The sequence below is a fragment of the Chromobacterium sp. CCUG 76385 genome (assembly GCF_059916625.1).
Genome location: NZ_JAUCGU010000020.1, coordinates 61053 through 76913, shown reverse-complemented (window position 1 = coordinate 76913; position 15861 = coordinate 61053). Strand labels below are relative to the sequence as shown.

Sequence of the window (15861 nt, the reverse complement as noted above, 5' to 3'; positions counted from 1 at the left end):
CAGCAGATACAACCTGTGCATTGTTTGCAGGAAGCGGTGGGGCGAGGCTACCAACTTACAATTGGGACATAGCCTTTCTTATGGCGGGTAACGCTAGCCTAATGAGCTCAGCACTGCCATCTGTCTTGCGTCGCTAAATGGAGACAGCCTGGGGCAATCAGATCAGTAAGGCGCAGTGTTTGTGCCAACTCGCCGCAGCGAGGCGGCACGACTTGTGGCCAGTAGCGTCAAATGCTCCTGCCTTGGCATGGTGACGACATGATGGCAAGCGGAGTGGGTGATGCGGATCCTGATGCTGCTGGGAATAATTTTGGCCGATCAAGCGTGCGCCGCGCAGGTTTATAAGTGCCGCGAGCCCGATGGGCGGATCGCTTACAGCCAGCAGGCTTGTCCCTTGGGTAGCCAGCGCATTGAAATGAATGCTCAGCCGTTCAGCGTGGTGGAGCAGGATGAGCGTGACCGCGCCGCTACGCAACGATATCGACGCGACCTGGCGGACTGGCTGGGCAAGCGGGAGAAGGCGCAGCAAAAAGCCGAAGCCGCTGCCGAGCGCGAGCGTCGCGAGGCGCGCAAGAAATGGCTGGCGGAGCGGGAGCGCTGCCGTCGCCTGGGCGACAAACAGCGGGCGTTGAGCGAGCAGATGCGGCAAGCGGCATCGCGCAAGGCGGCGGATCGGGTACAAATGCGTCTTGCCAGGGTGGAGGATCAGATGCAGGATCGGGCATGCCATCTATATAAGGAGGACTGATGAGCGTTTACCGATACCGCATCGTCAATGTGTTTGCCGAGCAGCGTTTCGGCGGCAATCCCTTGGCCGTGTTCACCGATGCCGGCGGCTTGTCGGAGCAGGACATGCAGCTGATCGCACGGCAATTCAATCTGTCGGAAACGGTGTTTCTGTTTCCAGGCGACGCCGAATGCGCCGCCAGCCTGCGCACCTTCACGCCGGCTTATGAATTGCCGTTCGCCGGCCATCCCACCATTGGTGCGGCGGCTGTGCTGCATGACATGGGCGAGAGCGGCGACGCGTTCACGCTGCGCACGCGATCTGGCCTGATTCCCATCACGCGCCGCGATGGCGTGTTCCGGTTGCGGGCGTTGAGCGCCCAGTCTGCGCCATCGGGTTTATCGGCCGCGACTGTCGCCGCGATGTTAAGCCTGGATCCGGCCGATCTGGCCGGCCCTGCCGAGTGGGTCGATGCCGGCGCCGAGCAATTGTTGGTGCCACTGGCCAGCCGCGAGGCGGTGCTGCGCGCCCAACCCGAGCCGGAAAATTTCAGGCGCCACGCGGCCAAGACACCGGGCAAGGCGATTGCCTATCTCTGGCACCAGCAGGACGGCGTAGCCACGGTGCGGCTGTTCTTCGAGCAGTTGGGCGCGGTGATCGAGGATCCGGGCACCGGTAGCGCCTGCGCCAACTTGGGCGGCTGGTGCGCGCTGAACGGCCTGGCGCCTTTGGCCTGGCGCGTCGAGCAGGGCGAGGCGATCAAGCGACCCAATACCTTGTACCTGGAGGTGGGGATGGATGGCGCGGTGCTGGTTGGCGGCCGCGTCATGGCGATGGGGGAAGGGGTATTGCAACTGTGAGGACTGGCTTGACGGTTGGCCCGCCAATTGGCATCCTAGAGCCGCTACTCCAAACTGTTGTTTCATAATAAACGAACGAGGAAAACATCATGATTCGAATCGCCAAAGCCGCTTGCGTGGCCGCCGTGTTCGGCCTGGCCAGCCAGATGGCTCTGGCTGGCAGCGCCGCCGGCCTGTGGAAGACCATCGACGACGAAACCCATCAGGCCAAGGCGCTGGTGCAGATCAACGAAGGCCCGAACGGCGAGTTGAGCGGCAAAGTCATCAAGCTGTATCAACACCCGGACGCGGTGTGCGACAAGTGCGACGGCGCCAACAAGGACAAGCCGGTCAATGGCATGCAGATCCTGTGGGGCCTGAAGAAGGATGGCGAAGAATGGAGCGACGGCAAGATTCTTGATCCGAAATCCGGCAAGATCTACACCTCCGGCGCCAAGCTGATCGAAGACGGCAAGAAGCTGCGCGTGCGCGGCTACATCGGCCCGTTCTTCCGCAGCCAAGTGTGGGAACGCCAGCAGTAATCGTTGCCGGCTGATCGGCACGACGAGGCGGAAGCCGGCGCAAGCCGCTTCCGCCTTTGTCATTGTTGGGTACAATCGCCTACATGAATTCGCCGCTCGATCTCGCCAATCAGCCGCCGGCCGCGCCGGCCGCGCTGGTCAAAAAACTGGAAAAGCTGGGCATCCGCCGCCGCTTCGATCTGGTGCTGCATCTGCCGCTGCGCTACGAGGATGAAACCCACCTTTACCCGATTGCCGACGCGCCCTATGGCCAGCCGGTGCTGGTGGAGGGCACCGTCACCGCGCACGAGGTCAGCTACAAGCCGCGCAAGCAGCTCCGGGTGCAGATCGAAGATGGCAGCGGCACGCTGATGCTGCGTTTCATTCATTTCTATCCCAGCCAGCTCAAGCAGTTTGTCGAGGGCAACCGCATCCGCGCGCTGGGCGAGATCCGTCGTGGTTTCGTCGGCGACGAGATGGTGCATCCCAAGACGCGCGAAGTCCGCGAGGGCGCGCCATTGGCGGAAAGCCTGACCCCGGTCTATCCCACCGTCAACGGGCTGACTCAGCCGGTGCTGCGCAAGCTGGTGCATGCCGAGCTGAAGTCGCAAAAGCTGGATGAGCTGTTGCCGGCACCGCTGCTGTTGCCGCTGGCGCTGCAGCCGTTTGCCGAGGCCATCCGTCTGCTGCATCAGCCGCCGCCGGAGTGGTCGGCGCAGCAACTGGCTGATCCGCAGCTGCCTGCCTGGCAGCGCTTGAAATTTGACGAATTGCTGGCGCAGCAGCTGTCGATGCGTCTGGCCTATCGCGCGCGGCGGCTGGGCCAGGCGCCGCGCATTGTCGGCGATGGCCGGCTGACCGAAAAACTGCTGGCCCAGCTGCCGTTCAATCTGACCGGCGCGCAGCGGCGGGTGCTGGACGAGATCCGCGCCGATCTGAAACAGCCCCACCCCATGCACCGGCTGCTGCAGGGCGACGTCGGCAGCGGCAAGACCATCGTCGCCGCGCTGGCGGCGTTGGCCGCGATAGAGGCCGGTTACCAAGTAGCGCTGATGGCGCCGACGGAGATCCTGGCTGAGCAGCATTATCTGAAACTGTCCGGCTGGCTGGCGCCGCTGGGCATCCAGGTGTCCTGGCTGTCCGGCAGCCTGCGCAAAAAGGCCAAGCAACTGGCGCTGGATGAGATCGCCTCCGGCCAGTCGCGGCTGGCGGTGGGCACCCATGCGCTGTTTCAGGATGATGTGGCCTTCCACAAGCTGGGCTTGGCCATTGTCGACGAGCAGCACCGTTTCGGCGTCGGCCAGCGGCTGGCGCTGCAGGACAAGGGCGAGGAGCCGCACCAGCTGATGATGTCGGCCACCCCGATTCCGCGCACGCTGGCGATGAGCTTCTACGCCGATCTGGACGTGTCGGTGATCGACGAGCTGCCGCCGGGGCGCACGCCCATCGTCACCAAGCTGATCGGCAGCCCGCGCCGCGCCGAGGTGGTGCAATTCGTCGAGAAAACTTGCGCCGAGGGCAATCAAGCCTATTGGGTGTGCCCGCTGATCGAAGAATCGGAAGCCTTGCAGCTGCAGACGGCGGTGGATTGCCACCAGCAATTGCAGCGGGACTTGCCAGGGCGGCGCATCGGGCTGGTTCATGGCCGCTTGAAGGCGGCGGAAAAGGCCGAGGTGATGGCGGCCTTCGCCGCCGGCCAGCTGGACGTGCTGGTGGCGACGACGGTGATCGAGGTCGGCGTCGATGTGCCCAACGCCAGCCTGATGGTGATCGAACACGCCGAGCGCATGGGCCTGGCCCAGCTGCACCAGCTGCGCGGCCGGGTAGGGCGGGGCAGCGCGCGCAGCGTGTGCGTGCTGCTGTTCGAGAACCCGCTGTCTGACCTGGCCAAGGCGCGGCTGAAAGTGATCTACGAAAATACCGACGGCTTCGAGATCGCGCGGCAGGACTTGCAGATACGCGGGCCGGGCGAGTTTCTGGGCGCGCGGCAGAGCGGTTTGCCCATGCTGCGCTTTGCCGATCTGGAGCAGGATCAAGCCTTGCTGGAGGCGGCGCGCGATCTGGCCCCTATTCTGCTGGAGCGCTGGCCGCAAGCGGCGGAGGCGCATCTGGAGCGCTGGCTGGCGGGGCGGGAGCAATTCTTGAAGGCGTAAAAAAATCCGCCGCGATTGGGGGCATCGCGGCGGCGAGGGAGGATTGCTGCAAACAAAAGAAACCATTGATGAAGCGCGTTCATATTAGCAATTCATTAATTAATGGTTCAAGCGCAGACAAACAAGCCGTTGACCTGGATCAAGCATGAAAAAAAGCCGCTCAGGGAGCGGCTTTTTGACAGAGGCTGCGGCTTAAATCAGAACCACTGCGCCGCCAGGTAGTACATGCCGCCGGCCAGCAGCATCGCAGCCGGCAGGGTGAAGACCCAGGCCAGGGCGATAGAGCGCACGGTGCTCATTTGCAGACCGGCTTTATCGGCGATCATGGTGCCGGCCACGCCGCTGGACAGCACTTGAGTGGTGGATACCGGAAAGCCGAACCAGCTGGCCAAGCCGATGGAGATGGCGGCGGTGCCTTGCGCGGCCACGCCCTGGGCATAGGTCATGTCCTTCTTGCCTATGCCTTCGCCGACCGTTTTCACCACGCGTCTCCAGCCCACCATGGTGCCGACGCCCAGCGACAGCGCCACGGCCACGATCACCCAGGTCGGGGCATATTCGGTGGTGGTGGTCAGGTCTTTGCGCAGATTGCTCAGCAGCTGCTTCTCATCGGAGGACAGATTCGGCAGCGCTGCGGCATTTTTGGCCGCATCGTCCAGGCACAGCAGATGCGTGCGCACGTCCCAACGCTGCGAGGCGCTCAACTGGTGGTAGTCGCTGCCGTCGCCCATCAATTGCAGCAACTGGGCCGAGGTGGCGACGGTCTGTTGCGGGTGGCACTCGTACTGGCTGCTGCCGTTGGACTTGACGATGATCTTGGACAGGTCGGCCTCGTGGCGCTGATAGAACTGCTGCAGATGCAGCGCGGCGTCGCGGGTGCGCTCCAATTGGTACGGCGTGCTGTCCAGGTTCAGCACGAACTTGGCCGGCACAATGCCGATCAGCACCAGCATGATCAGGCCGACGCCTTTCTGGCCGTCATTGGAGCCATGGGCGAAGCTGACGCCCATCGCCGACACGATCAGCATGAAGCGGGTCCAGAACGGCGGGTGTTTGCGGCCTTCTACCTGTTGGCGCTGGAACGGCGTCTTGTGCACATTGCTGTGCGGCCGGTAACGGCGCAGCAGGATGACGATGGCGCCGGCGATGATGGCGCCGACCAATGGCGAAACCAGCAGCGAGGCGCCGACGTCGATGGCCTTGCTCCAATTGATGCCATGGGACAGCGAGGTGTGATTGATCAGGCTGTTGGCCACGCCGACGCCGAGAATGGCGCCGATCAGCGTATGGCTGGACGAGGCCGGCAGGCCCAGATACCAGGTGCCGAGGTTCCATAAAATGGCTGCGGCCAGCAAGGCGATCACCATGGCCATGCCGCGGCTGGTGTTCACCGAGATCAAGAGATCCACGGGCAGCAGGTGGACGATGGCGTAGGCCACGGCCAGGCCGCCGCTCATCACGCCAAGGAAGTTGCAGACGCCGGAGTAGAACACGGCGAGGCGCGGCTTCATCGATTGGGTATAGATGACGGTCGCCACCGCGTTGGCGGTGTCGTGGAAACCGTTGATGAACTCAAAAGCGAGCACGAAGCCCAGAGAGAGCACCAGGGTGATGACTACATGGGTGTCGAGCCCGGAAAACAGGTCCAGCATGGCGAGTCAGTGTTTATCGTAAAGGCGGGATTGTTGGGGTCTGCGGGGGAGCCGTCAAGTTTAAATAAAAAAAATATAAAGCGTGTGGTTTTGCCGACCCAATCGGTAGAATCCGCTTGACAGCTCGGCCTGGCTGGCAGGGTAAGTCCTTGATTTCTGTCGATGTCATCATCATTGACGGGGCACAAAGCAAAGCGCCCCAGCATGGGCTGGGGCCGATTGTCCGACAGCTTGGCAATCAGCCGAACTTGCCGGTGATGTAGTCTTCGGTGGCCTTGACCTGCGGCGCGGTGAAGATATTGTCGGTCTTGCCGAACTCGATCATTTCGCCCAGATACATATAGGCCGTGAAGTCGGACACCCGTGCCGCCTGCTGCATATTGTGCGTGACGATGGCGATGGTGTAGTCCTCTTTCAGCTCATGAATCAGCTCTTCGATGTGGGCGGTGGAGATCGGGTCCAGAGCCGAGGTCGGCTCGTCCAGCAGCAGCACTTCCGGTTTGGACGCCACCGCGCGCGCGATGCACAGGCGCTGCTGCTGGCCGCCGGACAGCGAGTGGCCGGACTGCTTCAGCTTATCTTTGACTTCGTCCCACAGCGCGGCCTTGCGCAGCGCCCATTCGACGCGGTCTTCCATCTCGCCCTTGGACAGCTTCTCGTACAGCTTCACGCCGAAGGTGATGTTGTCGTAGATCGACATCGGAAACGGCGTCGGCTTCTGGAACACCATGCCGACCTTGGCGCGCAGCAGGTTGACGTCGATGTCTCGGCCCAGGACGTTCTGGCCGTCCAGCAGGATCTCGCCCTCGGCGCGCAGGCCGGGGTACAGCTCATACATGCGGTTGAAGGTGCGCAGCAACGTGGATTTGCCGCAGCCGGACGGACCGATGAAGGCGGTTACCTTGCGTGGCGCGATTTCCAGCTGGATGTTCTTCAGCGCATGGAAGTTGCCGTAAAAGAAGTTAAGGTTGCGAACCTCGAGCTTGGAGCTAGGGGTGGTCATGGTGGTCATGCCTTAATTCGATTGATTCTTGCGACCGCCCATCCAGCGGGCGACGATATTCAGGGTGAGGACGCTGAAAGTGATCAACAGCGAGCCGGCCCAGGCCAGGGCGTGCCAGTCTTCGTAGGGACTCATCGCGAACTGGAAGATCACGATAGGCAGGTTGGCCATCGGTTGGTTCATATTGCTGTTGAAGAACTGGTTGTTCAGCGCGGTGAACAGCAGCGGCGCGGTTTCGCCGGAAATGCGCGCCACGGCCAGCAGGATGCCGGTCATCACGCCGGCCTTGGCCGAGCGCAGCGTCACTTGCATCGTTACTTTCCATTGCGGCGCGCCCAGCGCGGCAGCGGCTTCGCGCAGGCTGTTCGGCACCAGGCGCAGCATGTTCTCGGTGGTGCGCACCACCACCGGGATCACCAGGATGGCCAGCGCGCAGGAGCCGGCCCAACCAGAGAAGTGGCCCACCGACACCACGTACACTTCATACACGAACAGGCCGATCACGATGGACGGCGCGGACAGCAGGATGTCGTTGATGAAGCGGGTGGCCGGCGCCAGCCAGCCGCGCTGGCCGAATTCGGCCAGATAGATGCCGGCCAGGATGCCGATCGGCGTGCCGAACAGCGTGCCGAAGGCGGTCATCACCAGGCTGCCGTAGATGGCGTTGGCCAGGCCGCCGGTGCTGCCCGGCGGCGGCGTGCTTTCGGTGAACACCTGCCAGTTGATGCCGGACAGGCCGTGCTGCAGCAGCGTGATCAGGATCCAGAACAGCCAGAACAGGCCGAAGACCATGGTCAGCATCGATATGGTCATGGTCAGCTTGTTGGTCAGCCGCCGGCGCCGATAGATGGCGCTATCCATCTTCAGGCCGGAGGCGGCGGCAGCGGTAGGCAAGGCGTCGTTCATTGTCGCTTGGCTCATCGTTGTGACGTCTTTCATATCAGGAAGGCTTGCCTTCCTGCTTCTTCAGGCGCAGCAGCAGCAGCTTGGAACAGGCCAGCACCACGAAGGTGATGAAGAACAGGATCAGGCCCAGCTCGATCAGCGAGCCGATGTACAAATCGCCGTTGGCCTCGGCGAACTCGTTGGCCAGCGAGGACGCGATGGAGTTGCCCGGCTCGAACAGGCTGGTAGTGAAGCGCGAAGAGTTGCCGATGACGAAGGTGACCGCCATCGTTTCGCCCAACGCTCGCCCCAGGCCCAGCATGATGCCGCCGACAACGCCGGTCTTGGTATAGGGCAGCACGACGTGGCGCACCACTTCCCAGGTGGTGGAGCCCAGGCCATAGGCCGATTCCTTCAGCATGGTGGGCACCACTTCGAATACGTCGCGCATGACCGAGGCGATGAACGGAATCACCATGATGGCCAGGATCAGCCCGGCGGTGAACAGGCCGATGCCCATCGGCGCGCCCTGGAACAGGAAGCCGACCAGCGGCGCGTCGCCCAGATGTTCGATGAACCACGGCTGGATGTGGTCGGCGAAGAACGGCGCAAACACGAACAGGCCCCACATGCCGTAGATGATGGACGGAATGCCGGCCAACAGCTCGATGGCGATGCCCAGCGGGCGTTTCAGCCAGGCCGGGCACAGCTCGGTCAGGAACAGGGCGATGCCGAAGCTGACCGGCACGCCGATCAAGAGCGCGATGATGGAGGTGACCAGGGTGCCGAAGATGGGCACCACGGCGCCGAACTTCTCCTGCACCGGATCCCATTCCGAGCTGGTCAGAAAGCCCAGGCCGAAATGCTGGATGGTCGGCATGGCGCCGATCAGCAGCGAAATGAGAATGCCCACCAGCAGCGCCAGCACCAGGAAGGCGAAGCTGCGGGTGGTCACGCGGAAGATTTTATCCAGCAACAGCTGATACCCCAGCTGCTGTTGATTGTTCAGTTTTTGCATGTGTCGTTGTCTTGGTGGTTCAGACACAAGGCCGGAGAGAGCTTGCTCCCCCCGGCCTGAGTGCGACGCTCAGCGTGTCGCGCGATCAGTTCCAGACGGTTTTGCCGCCATTATCGGTGATTTGCTTCCAGCTGGTGCGGATCACGGTTTTCACGCTGTCCGGCATCGGAATGTAGTCCAGTTCCTGGGCGGTCTTGTCGCCGTTCTTGTAAGCCCAGTCGAAATACTTCAGCACTTCGGTGGCTTGAGCCGGCTTGTCCTGCTTCTTGTGCATCAGGATGAAGGTGGCGCCGGCGATCGGCCAGCTGTCCTTGCCCGGCTGGTTGGTCAGCAGCAGGTAGAAGTTCGGGGCCTTTTTCCAGTCGGCATTGGCGGCTGCGGCTTTGAAGGAAGCCTCGTCCGGCTTCACGAAGTTGCCCGCCTGGTTTTGCAGCAGGCCATAGGACAGCTTGTTCTGCTTGGCGTAGGCGTACTCGACATAACCGATGGCACCCTTGATGCGGGACACGTAGTTGGCCACGCCTTCGTTGCCCTTGCCGCCCACCGAGCTGCCCTTCCAGCTGACCGCGGTGTTGGAGCCGACTTCTTTCGCCCACTCCGGCGACACCTTGGACAGGTAGTTGGTGAAGATGAAGGTAGTGCCGGAGCCGTCGGAGCGACGCACCACGGAGATGCGCTGGTCAGGCAGCTTGACGCCCGGGTTCAGCTTGGCGATGGCCGGGTCGTTCCACTTGGCAACCTTGCCCATGTAGATGTCGGCCAGCAGCGGACCGGAGAATTTGATCTGGCCGGCGGCGATGCCCGGGATGTTATACACCGGCACCACGCCGCCCATCACGGTCGGGAATTGAGTCAGGCCGGACTTTTCCAGTTCTTCCGGCTTCAGCGGCATGTCGGACGCGCCGAAGTCCACGGTCTTGGACTGGATCTGCTTGATGCCGCCGCCGGAGCCGATGGACTGGTAGTTCATGTTGTTGCCGGAGACGCCCTTGTAATTGGCCGCCCACTTGGCGTACAGCGGGTAGGGAAAGGTTGCGCCTGCGCCAGTGATGTCTGCTGCGTATACCGAACCGGCGATCAATACGGAACCAAGAGCCGCTGCCAGACGTACGGACTGTTTCATGCTTAACTCCCGAAGTGTAATGGGCTGCTGTTGTAATGGCCGCCATCGTATAGCTCAAATCTTTCAGTAATATTACAAGTCGTAAATGCTTGATCCAGCTTCATTGGAGACGCTTGCCGGCTGCGCTATAATGCGCGCCATCTTCTTTTAACAAAGATGGGGAGAGTGGCATGTCCGGCAAGCTGGTGATTGGCAATTGGAAGATGAACACGCGCGCTGACAGCGCGCAGGCCCTGGTGTCCGCGCTGCTGGACCATGCCGCTACCAATCGCGAAGGCGTCGGCATCGCCGCGCCCGCGGTGTATCTGGCCGCGCTGGCCGAATCCCTGAAGGGCAGCCGCCTGGCCTTGTCGGCCCAGGATGTCAGCCGCTTCGCCGCCGATGGCGCTTATACCGGCGAAACCAGCGCCGCCATGCTGGCCGACATCGGTTGCCGCTACGCCTTGGTTGGCCACTCCGAGCGCCGCCAGTATTTCGGCGAAGACAACGCCGCGCTGCTGCAAAAAATGCGCAACGCCATCGCCGCCGGCGTGACGCCGGTGCTGTGCGTAGGCGAGACGCTGGAGCAGCGCGAAGCCGGCCAATATCTGGAAGTGATTGCGGCGCAGCTTGCTATCCTGCCGGAATTGACCGATGGTGATTACGTCATCGCCTACGAACCGGTGTGGGCCATTGGCACCGGCAAGGTGGCGACGCTTGAGCAAATCGCCGAAATTCATGCATTCATCAAAAACTGGTGCTTGCAAAACATTGGCAGCTCCGATAAGATTCGCGTCCTCTACGGCGGCAGTGTCAAAGCGGAGAACGCCGAGGCGATTCTGGCGACGGAAAACGTCGACGGCGCGTTGGTCGGAGGGGCCTCGCTGGACGCCGATTCATTCAGAGTGGTTTGCCAAGCCGCAGGAAAATTGATATAGTATGGAACTTCTCAAGACGCTTATTTGGATTGTAAACCTGCTGTCCGCAGTGAGTATCATCGTCCTTGTTCTGATGCAGCATGGCAAGGGCGCCGATATGGGTGCGGCTTTTGGTAGTGGTGCGTCCGGCAGTCTGTTTGGGGCGTCTGGCTCTGCGAATTTCCTGAGTAGAACCACCGCGGTCGCCGCGGCAGTGTTCTTCTGTACAGCCATGGGTCTGGTATACCTTTCCGGGGGCGGAAAGCATGACCTTGGTGTGATGGGTGGAAAGATTGAACAGGTTGCGCCGCAAATCCCGGCAGGCGCGCCTAATAAAAACGCTTCCGGAACGGCTTCCAAGATTCCGGAGTGACAATTTAAAAGCTTTGCTGTGCCGACATGGTGAAATTGGTAGACACGCTATCTTGAGGGGGTAGTGGCGAAAGCTGTGTGAGTTCGAGTCTCACTGTCGGCACCACCATTCAAAAACAGGCCACCGGGACTCCGGTGGCCTGTTTTATTTGGAGCCAAGAGGGGGTGACCCCTCTTTTTTTGGGGGTGTACGGGAAATGCTGCAAAACTACTTTCCCATTCTGATGTTTGTCATTGTCGGACTGTTGGTCGGTGTGGGCCCTATTGCCTTGGGCAAACTGCTCGCGCCCAATCGTCCCGACTCTGAGAAACTTTCTCCATACGAATGCGGCTTCGAGGCCTTCGAAGATGCCCGCATGAAGTTCGACGTCCGTTACTACCTGATCGCCATCCTCTTCATCCTGTTCGACCTGGAAATCGCATTCCTGTTTCCGTGGGCCGTGGTGCTGAAGGACCTGGGCGTGTATGGCCTGGGCGTGATGGTCGAATTTCTCGCCGTGCTGACGCTCGGCTTCGTCTACATGTGGAAGAAGGGAGCTCTGGAATGGGAGTAGAAGGGATTCTGGAGAAAGGCTTCGTTACCACGACAGCCGACAAGCTTATCAACTATACCCGCACCGGTTCGCTGTGGCCGATGACCTTTGGTCTGGCCTGTTGCGCGGTGGAAATGATGCACGCCGGCGCGGCGCGTTACGATCTGGACCGTTTCGGCATCGTGTTCCGCCCCAGCCCGCGGCAGAGTGACCTGATGATCGTCGCCGGCACGCTGTGCAACAAGATGGCGCCGGCCCTGCGCAAGGTGTATGACCAGATGGCCGAGCCGCGCTGGGTGATCTCGATGGGGTCCTGTGCCAACGGCGGCGGGTACTACCATTATTCCTATTCCGTTGTTCGAGGCTGTGACCGCATCGTGCCGGTCGATGTCTACGTGCCGGGCTGTCCGCCGACGGCCGAGGCGCTGCTGTACGGCATCATCCAGCTGCAGAACAAAATCAAACGTACCAACACCATCGCCCGCTAAGGTAGAAACTTATGGCCTCCAAGAAAATGGAAGCGTTGGGTTCGGTCGTTGCCGCCGCGCTGGGCGACAAGCTCGTGCGCAGCACGCTGGCCCTGGACGAGCTGACCATCGTCTGCAAGGCGTCCGATCTGCTGTCCGTGGCCCAGACGCTGCGCGACCACGCCGATCTCGCCTTCGAGCAGTGCATCGACGTCTGCGGCATGGACTACAGCGCCTACCGCGATGAGCCGTGGGACGGCCCGCGCTTCGCCGCGGTATACCATCTGCTGTCCGTCAAGCTGAACCACCGCATCCGCCTGCGCGTCTTCGCCGAAGACGACGTCTTCCCGGTTATCCCATCGGTCAACGGCATCTGGAATGCAGCCAACTGGTTCGAGCGCGAAGCGTTCGACCTGTACGGCATCGTGTTCGAAGGCCACCCCGACCTGCGCCGCCTGTTGACCGACTACGGTTTCGTCGGCCATCCGTTCCGCAAGGACTTCCCGCTGTCCGGCCACGTGGAAATGCGCTACGACCCGACTCAGCAGCGCGTGATCTACCAGCCGGTGACCATCGAACCGCGCGAAATCACTCCGCGCATCATTCGCGAGGAGAGCTACGGTGGCTGAGATCCGCAACTACACCCTGAACTTCGGCCCGCAACACCCGGCCGCGCACGGCGTGCTGCGCCTGGTGCTGGAGCTGGATGGCGAAGTCGTCCAGCGCGCCGACCCGCACATCGGCCTGCTGCACCGCGGCACCGAGAAGCTGGCCGAGAGCAAGACCTACATCCAGTCGCTGCCGTACATGGACCGCCTCGACTACGTGTCCATGATGTGCAACGAACACGCCTATTGCCTGGCTATCGAGAAGCTGGCCGGCATAGAAGTTCCCGAGCGCGCGCAATACATCCGCGTGATGTTCGCCGAGATCACCCGCATCCTGAACCACCTGCTGTGGATCGGCGCCCACGCGCTGGACATCGGCGCGATGACCATGTTCCTGTACGCGTTCCGCGAACGCGAGGATCTGATGGACTGCTACGAGGCGGTGTCCGGCGCGCGCATGCACGCGGCCTACTTCCGTCCGGGCGGCGTCTACCGCGACCTGCCGGATTCGATGCCGCAGTACACCGTGTCCAAGATCAAGAACGCCAAGGAACTGGCGCGCCTGAACGAAGGCCGCAAGGGTTCGATGCTGGACTTCATCGAAGATTTCACCAAGCGCTTCCCGACCTATGTCGACGAATACGAAACCCTGCTGACCGACAACCGCATCTGGAAGCAGCGCACCGTGGGCATTGGCGTGGTGACGCCTGAGCGCGCGCTGAACCTGGGCATGACCGGCCCGATGCTGCGCGGCTCCGGCATCGCCTGGGACTTGCGCAAGACCCAGCCGTACGATGTGTACGACAAGATGGACTTCGACGTGCCTGTGGGCGTGGGCGGCGACTGCTACGACCGCTACCTGGTCCGCGTGGAAGAGATGCGCCAGTCCAACCGCATCATCCAGCAGTGCGTGGCCTGGCTGCGCGCCAATCCCGGCCCGGTGATCACGGACAACCATAAAGTGGCGCCGCCTTCGCGCGAAGGCATGAAGTCGAATATGGAAGACCTGATCCACCACTTCAAGCTGTTCACCGAAGGCATGCACGTGCCGGAGGGCGAAGCCTACGCCGCCGTCGAGCACCCGAAGGGCGAATTCGGCATCTACCTGGTGTCCGACGGCGCCAACAAACCGTACCGTCTGAAAATCCGCGCGCCGGGCTATGCCCACTTGGCCGCGCTGGACGAGATGGCCAAGGGCCACATGATCGCCGACGTGGTGGCGATCATCGGTACGCAGGATATCGTGTTTGGGGAGATTGACCGCTGATGCTGTCCGCACAATCGCTAGCCTTGATCGACCGCGAGGTCGCCAAATACCCGGCCGACCAGAAGCGCTCCGCCGTCATGGGCGCGCTGCGCATCGCGCTGGAAGAGCGGCGCGCCACCGGTGAAACCCCGGAAGCGCGCTGCCTCAACAAGGAGGTGATCGAGTTCGTCGCCAACTATCTGGAGATCGCTCCGGTAGCCGCCTACGAAGTCGCCACCTTCTACAACATGTACGACATGAAGCCGGTGGGCAAGTACAAGATCACCGTCTGCACCAACCTGCCCTGTGCGCTGTCCGGCGGCGTCAACGCCGCGGAATACATCTCGAAGAAGCTGGGCATCGCCATCGGCGAAACCAGCGCCGACGGCATGTACACCCTGCAGGAAGGCGAATGCATGGGCGCCTGCGGCGACGCGCCGGTCTTGCTGGTGAACAACCACAAGATGTGCAGCTTCATGACGCCCGAAGCAATCGATAAAAAACTGGCGGAGTTGAAATAATGGCTGTCTTCGCTAATGGCGTGATTTTCGACGGCGTCGACACCGCGCAGCCCGACTGCTGGCGTCTGGACGCTTACGTAGCCCGTGGCGGCTACCAGGCGCTGCGTCGCATCCTTGACTCCAAGATGACCCAAGAGGACGTCATCGCGGAAGTGAAGAACTCCGGCCTGCGTGGCCGCGGCGGCGCGGGCTTCCCCACCGGCCTGAAGTGGAGCTTCATGCCGCGCTCGTTCCCGGGCGACAAATACGTCGTCTGCAATACCGACGAGGGCGAGCCGGGCACCTTCAAGGACCGCGACATCATCCGCTACAACCCGCACTCGCTGATCGAGGGCATGATCATCGCCGGTTACGCGATGGGCACCAAGGCGGGTTACAACTACATCCACGGCGAAATCTTCGAAGACTACCAACGCTTCGAAGAGGCGCTGGAGGAGGCGCGCAAGGCGGGTTTCCTGGGCCAGAACATTCTGGGCACCGGCTTCAACTTCGACCTGTTCGCCCACCACGGCTACGGCGCCTACATCTGCGGCGAAGAAACCGCGCTGCTGGAATCGCTGGAAGGCAAGAAGGGCCAGCCGCGCTTTAAGCCGCCGTTTCCGGCCAGCTTCGGCCTGTACGGCAAGCCGACCACCATCAACAACACCGAGTCCTTCGCCTCGGTGCCGTTCATCATCCGCGACGGCGCGCAAACCTTCCTGGAGAAGGGCAAGCCCAACAACGGCGGCACCAAGCTGTTCTCGGTCTCGGGCCACGTCAATCGTCCGGGCAACTACGAGATCTCGCTGGGCACCCCGTTCTCCGAGCTGTTGGAGATGGCCGGCGGCATGCGCGGCGGCAAGAAGCTGAAGGCGGTGATTCCGGGCGGTTCGTCCGCGCCGGTGCTGCCGGCCGACATCATGATGCAATGCACCATGGACTACGACAGCATCGCCAAAGCCGGCTCGATGCTGGGTTCCGGCGCCGTGATCGTGATGAACGAGGACGTGTGCATGGTGAAGGCGCTGGAGCGCCTGGCCTATTTCTATCACGAGGAATCCTGCGGCCAATGCACGCCGTGCCGCGAAGGCACCGGCTGGCTGTACAAGGTCATCCACCGCATCGCCAACGGCCAGGGCCGTCCGGGCGATCTGGAGCTTCTGGATTCCGTGGGCAACAACATGGCGGGCCGCACGATCTGCGCCTTGGCCGACGCCGCTGTGTTCCCGGTTCGCAGTTTCACCAAGCATTTCCGCAATGAGTTCGAGTACGCGATCGAACACGGAAAGACCTTGGTGGATCACAAATGGTGTTGAGC

17 protein-coding genes and 1 tRNA gene are annotated in these 15861 nt (G+C 61.9%); 13 read left to right on the top strand and 5 right to left on the bottom strand.

Going from position 1 to position 15861, the window contains the following annotated elements; all coding sequences use genetic code 11:
* The first annotated feature begins 280 nt into the window (after positions 1-280).
* The 4 genes from QUG01_RS13605 to recG all read left to right on the top strand — a co-directional run bounded on the left by QUG01_RS13605 (position 281) and on the right by recG (position 4240).
* The gene (locus QUG01_RS13605; RefSeq protein WP_500830605.1) at positions 281-748 is read left to right on the top strand and encodes a DUF4124 domain-containing protein; all 468 of its coding nucleotides are present in this window, start codon (positions 281-283) and stop codon (positions 746-748) included.
* On the top strand, positions 748-1587 hold the full coding sequence (locus QUG01_RS13600; protein WP_500830604.1) for a PhzF family phenazine biosynthesis protein: 840 nt from the start codon (positions 748-750) through the stop codon (positions 1585-1587). Before QUG01_RS13605 ends, QUG01_RS13600 begins: the two co-directional genes overlap by 1 nt.
* An 89-nt stretch (positions 1588-1676) precedes the next feature.
* Entirely contained in the window at positions 1677-2108 is a 432-nt protein-coding gene (locus QUG01_RS13595) for a DUF2147 domain-containing protein (protein WP_043623668.1), read from the top strand.
* A gap of 83 nt (positions 2109-2191) precedes the next feature.
* Positions 2192-4240, top strand: coding sequence for an ATP-dependent DNA helicase RecG (recG, locus tag QUG01_RS13590; protein WP_500830603.1), 2049 nt, complete (start codon positions 2192-2194; stop codon positions 4238-4240).
* Between the two features lie 197 nt (positions 4241-4437).
* Here recG and QUG01_RS13585 read toward each other — a convergent pair whose 3' ends face one another.
* The 5 genes from QUG01_RS13585 to pstS all read right to left on the bottom strand — a co-directional run bounded on the left by QUG01_RS13585 (position 4438) and on the right by pstS (position 9921).
* Positions 4438-5892: an inorganic phosphate transporter gene (locus QUG01_RS13585; RefSeq protein ID WP_500830602.1), complete on the bottom strand. Its 1455-nt coding sequence runs from the start codon at positions 5890-5892 to the stop codon at positions 4438-4440.
* Between the two features lie 238 nt (positions 5893-6130).
* On the bottom strand, positions 6131-6904 hold the full coding sequence (gene pstB / locus QUG01_RS13580) for a phosphate ABC transporter ATP-binding protein PstB (protein WP_199153594.1): 774 nt from the start codon (positions 6902-6904) through the stop codon (positions 6131-6133).
* A gap of 3 nt (positions 6905-6907) precedes the next feature.
* Positions 6908-7816, bottom strand: coding sequence for a phosphate ABC transporter permease PstA (gene pstA / locus QUG01_RS13575; protein WP_368671535.1), 909 nt, complete (start codon positions 7814-7816; stop codon positions 6908-6910).
* A 19-nt stretch (positions 7817-7835) separates the two neighbouring features.
* Positions 7836-8798, bottom strand: a complete 963-nt coding sequence (pstC, locus tag QUG01_RS13570) for a phosphate ABC transporter permease subunit PstC (protein WP_500830601.1) — start codon at positions 8796-8798, stop codon at positions 7836-7838.
* A gap of 85 nt (positions 8799-8883) precedes the next feature.
* Entirely contained in the window at positions 8884-9921 is a 1038-nt protein-coding gene (gene pstS / locus QUG01_RS13565; RefSeq protein ID WP_103318361.1) for a phosphate ABC transporter substrate-binding protein PstS, read from the bottom strand.
* A gap of 170 nt (positions 9922-10091) precedes the next feature.
* Here pstS and tpiA point away from each other — a divergent pair, with 170 nt between their 5' ends.
* The 9 genes from tpiA to nuoF all read left to right on the top strand — a co-directional run bounded on the left by tpiA (position 10092) and on the right by nuoF (position 15859).
* On the top strand, positions 10092-10838 hold the full coding sequence (gene tpiA, locus QUG01_RS13560) for a triose-phosphate isomerase (protein WP_500830600.1): 747 nt from the start codon (positions 10092-10094) through the stop codon (positions 10836-10838).
* Position 10839: 1 nt separating this feature from the next.
* On the top strand, positions 10840-11190 hold the full coding sequence (gene secG / locus QUG01_RS13555) for a preprotein translocase subunit SecG (RefSeq protein ID WP_043623651.1): 351 nt from the start codon (positions 10840-10842) through the stop codon (positions 11188-11190).
* A gap of 20 nt (positions 11191-11210) precedes the next feature.
* A tRNA-Leu gene (locus QUG01_RS13550) sits at positions 11211-11295 on the top strand.
* A gap of 91 nt (positions 11296-11386) precedes the next feature.
* Complete coding sequence (locus tag QUG01_RS13545; protein WP_043580265.1) at positions 11387-11743, top strand: NADH-quinone oxidoreductase subunit A; 357 nt, start codon at positions 11387-11389, stop codon at positions 11741-11743.
* Positions 11734-12210, top strand: coding sequence for a NuoB/complex I 20 kDa subunit family protein (locus QUG01_RS13540; RefSeq protein WP_019103471.1), 477 nt, complete (start codon positions 11734-11736; stop codon positions 12208-12210). Before QUG01_RS13545 ends, QUG01_RS13540 begins: the two co-directional genes overlap by 10 nt.
* A gap of 11 nt (positions 12211-12221) precedes the next feature.
* The gene (locus QUG01_RS13535) at positions 12222-12818 is read left to right on the top strand and encodes an NADH-quinone oxidoreductase subunit C (RefSeq protein ID WP_500830599.1); all 597 of its coding nucleotides are present in this window, start codon (positions 12222-12224) and stop codon (positions 12816-12818) included.
* Positions 12811-14064, top strand: coding sequence for an NADH-quinone oxidoreductase subunit D (locus QUG01_RS13530; protein ID WP_071109986.1), 1254 nt, complete (start codon positions 12811-12813; stop codon positions 14062-14064). Before QUG01_RS13535 ends, QUG01_RS13530 begins: the two co-directional genes overlap by 8 nt.
* Positions 14064-14564 (top strand): NADH-quinone oxidoreductase subunit NuoE, encoded by a 501-nt coding sequence (gene nuoE, locus QUG01_RS13525; protein ID WP_500830598.1) that lies wholly within the window; start codon positions 14064-14066, stop codon positions 14562-14564. The genes QUG01_RS13530 and nuoE overlap by 1 nt, the downstream gene beginning before the upstream one ends.
* Complete coding sequence (gene nuoF / locus QUG01_RS13520) at positions 14564-15859, top strand: NADH-quinone oxidoreductase subunit NuoF (protein ID WP_043623640.1); 1296 nt, start codon at positions 14564-14566, stop codon at positions 15857-15859. The genes nuoE and nuoF overlap by 1 nt, the downstream gene beginning before the upstream one ends.
* The last annotated feature ends 2 nt before the right edge of the window (positions 15860-15861 follow it).

Bases quoted from the DNA above. Each gene is read 5' to 3' on its own strand.
- QUG01_RS13605 (WP_500830605.1), top strand. From the start codon at position 281: ATGCGGATCCTGATGCTGCTGGGAATAATTTTGGCCGATCAAGCGTGC.
- QUG01_RS13600 (WP_500830604.1), top strand. From the start codon at position 748: ATGAGCGTTTACCGATACCGCATCGTCAATGTGTTTGCCGAGCAGCGT.
- QUG01_RS13595 (WP_043623668.1), top strand. From the start codon at position 1,677: ATGATTCGAATCGCCAAAGCCGCTTGCGTGGCCGCCGTGTTCGGCCTG.
- recG (WP_500830603.1), top strand. From the start codon at position 2,192: ATGAATTCGCCGCTCGATCTCGCCAATCAGCCGCCGGCCGCGCCGGCC.
- QUG01_RS13585 (WP_500830602.1), bottom strand. From the start codon at position 5,892: ATGCTGGACCTGTTTTCCGGGCTCGACACCCATGTAGTCATCACCCTG.
- pstB (WP_199153594.1), bottom strand. From the start codon at position 6,904: ATGACCACCATGACCACCCCTAGCTCCAAGCTCGAGGTTCGCAACCTT.
- pstA (WP_368671535.1), bottom strand. From the start codon at position 7,816: ATGAGCCAAGCGACAATGAACGACGCCTTGCCTACCGCTGCCGCCGCC.
- pstC (WP_500830601.1), bottom strand. From the start codon at position 8,798: ATGCAAAAACTGAACAATCAACAGCAGCTGGGGTATCAGCTGTTGCTG.
- pstS (WP_103318361.1), bottom strand. From the start codon at position 9,921: ATGAAACAGTCCGTACGTCTGGCAGCGGCTCTTGGTTCCGTATTGATC.
- tpiA (WP_500830600.1), top strand. From the start codon at position 10,092: ATGTCCGGCAAGCTGGTGATTGGCAATTGGAAGATGAACACGCGCGCT.
- secG (WP_043623651.1), top strand. From the start codon at position 10,840: ATGGAACTTCTCAAGACGCTTATTTGGATTGTAAACCTGCTGTCCGCA.
- QUG01_RS13545 (WP_043580265.1), top strand. From the start codon at position 11,387: ATGCTGCAAAACTACTTTCCCATTCTGATGTTTGTCATTGTCGGACTG.
- QUG01_RS13540 (WP_019103471.1), top strand. From the start codon at position 11,734: ATGGGAGTAGAAGGGATTCTGGAGAAAGGCTTCGTTACCACGACAGCC.
- QUG01_RS13535 (WP_500830599.1), top strand. From the start codon at position 12,222: ATGGCCTCCAAGAAAATGGAAGCGTTGGGTTCGGTCGTTGCCGCCGCG.
- nuoE (WP_500830598.1), top strand. From the start codon at position 14,064: ATGCTGTCCGCACAATCGCTAGCCTTGATCGACCGCGAGGTCGCCAAA.
- nuoF (WP_043623640.1), top strand. From the start codon at position 14,564: ATGGCTGTCTTCGCTAATGGCGTGATTTTCGACGGCGTCGACACCGCG.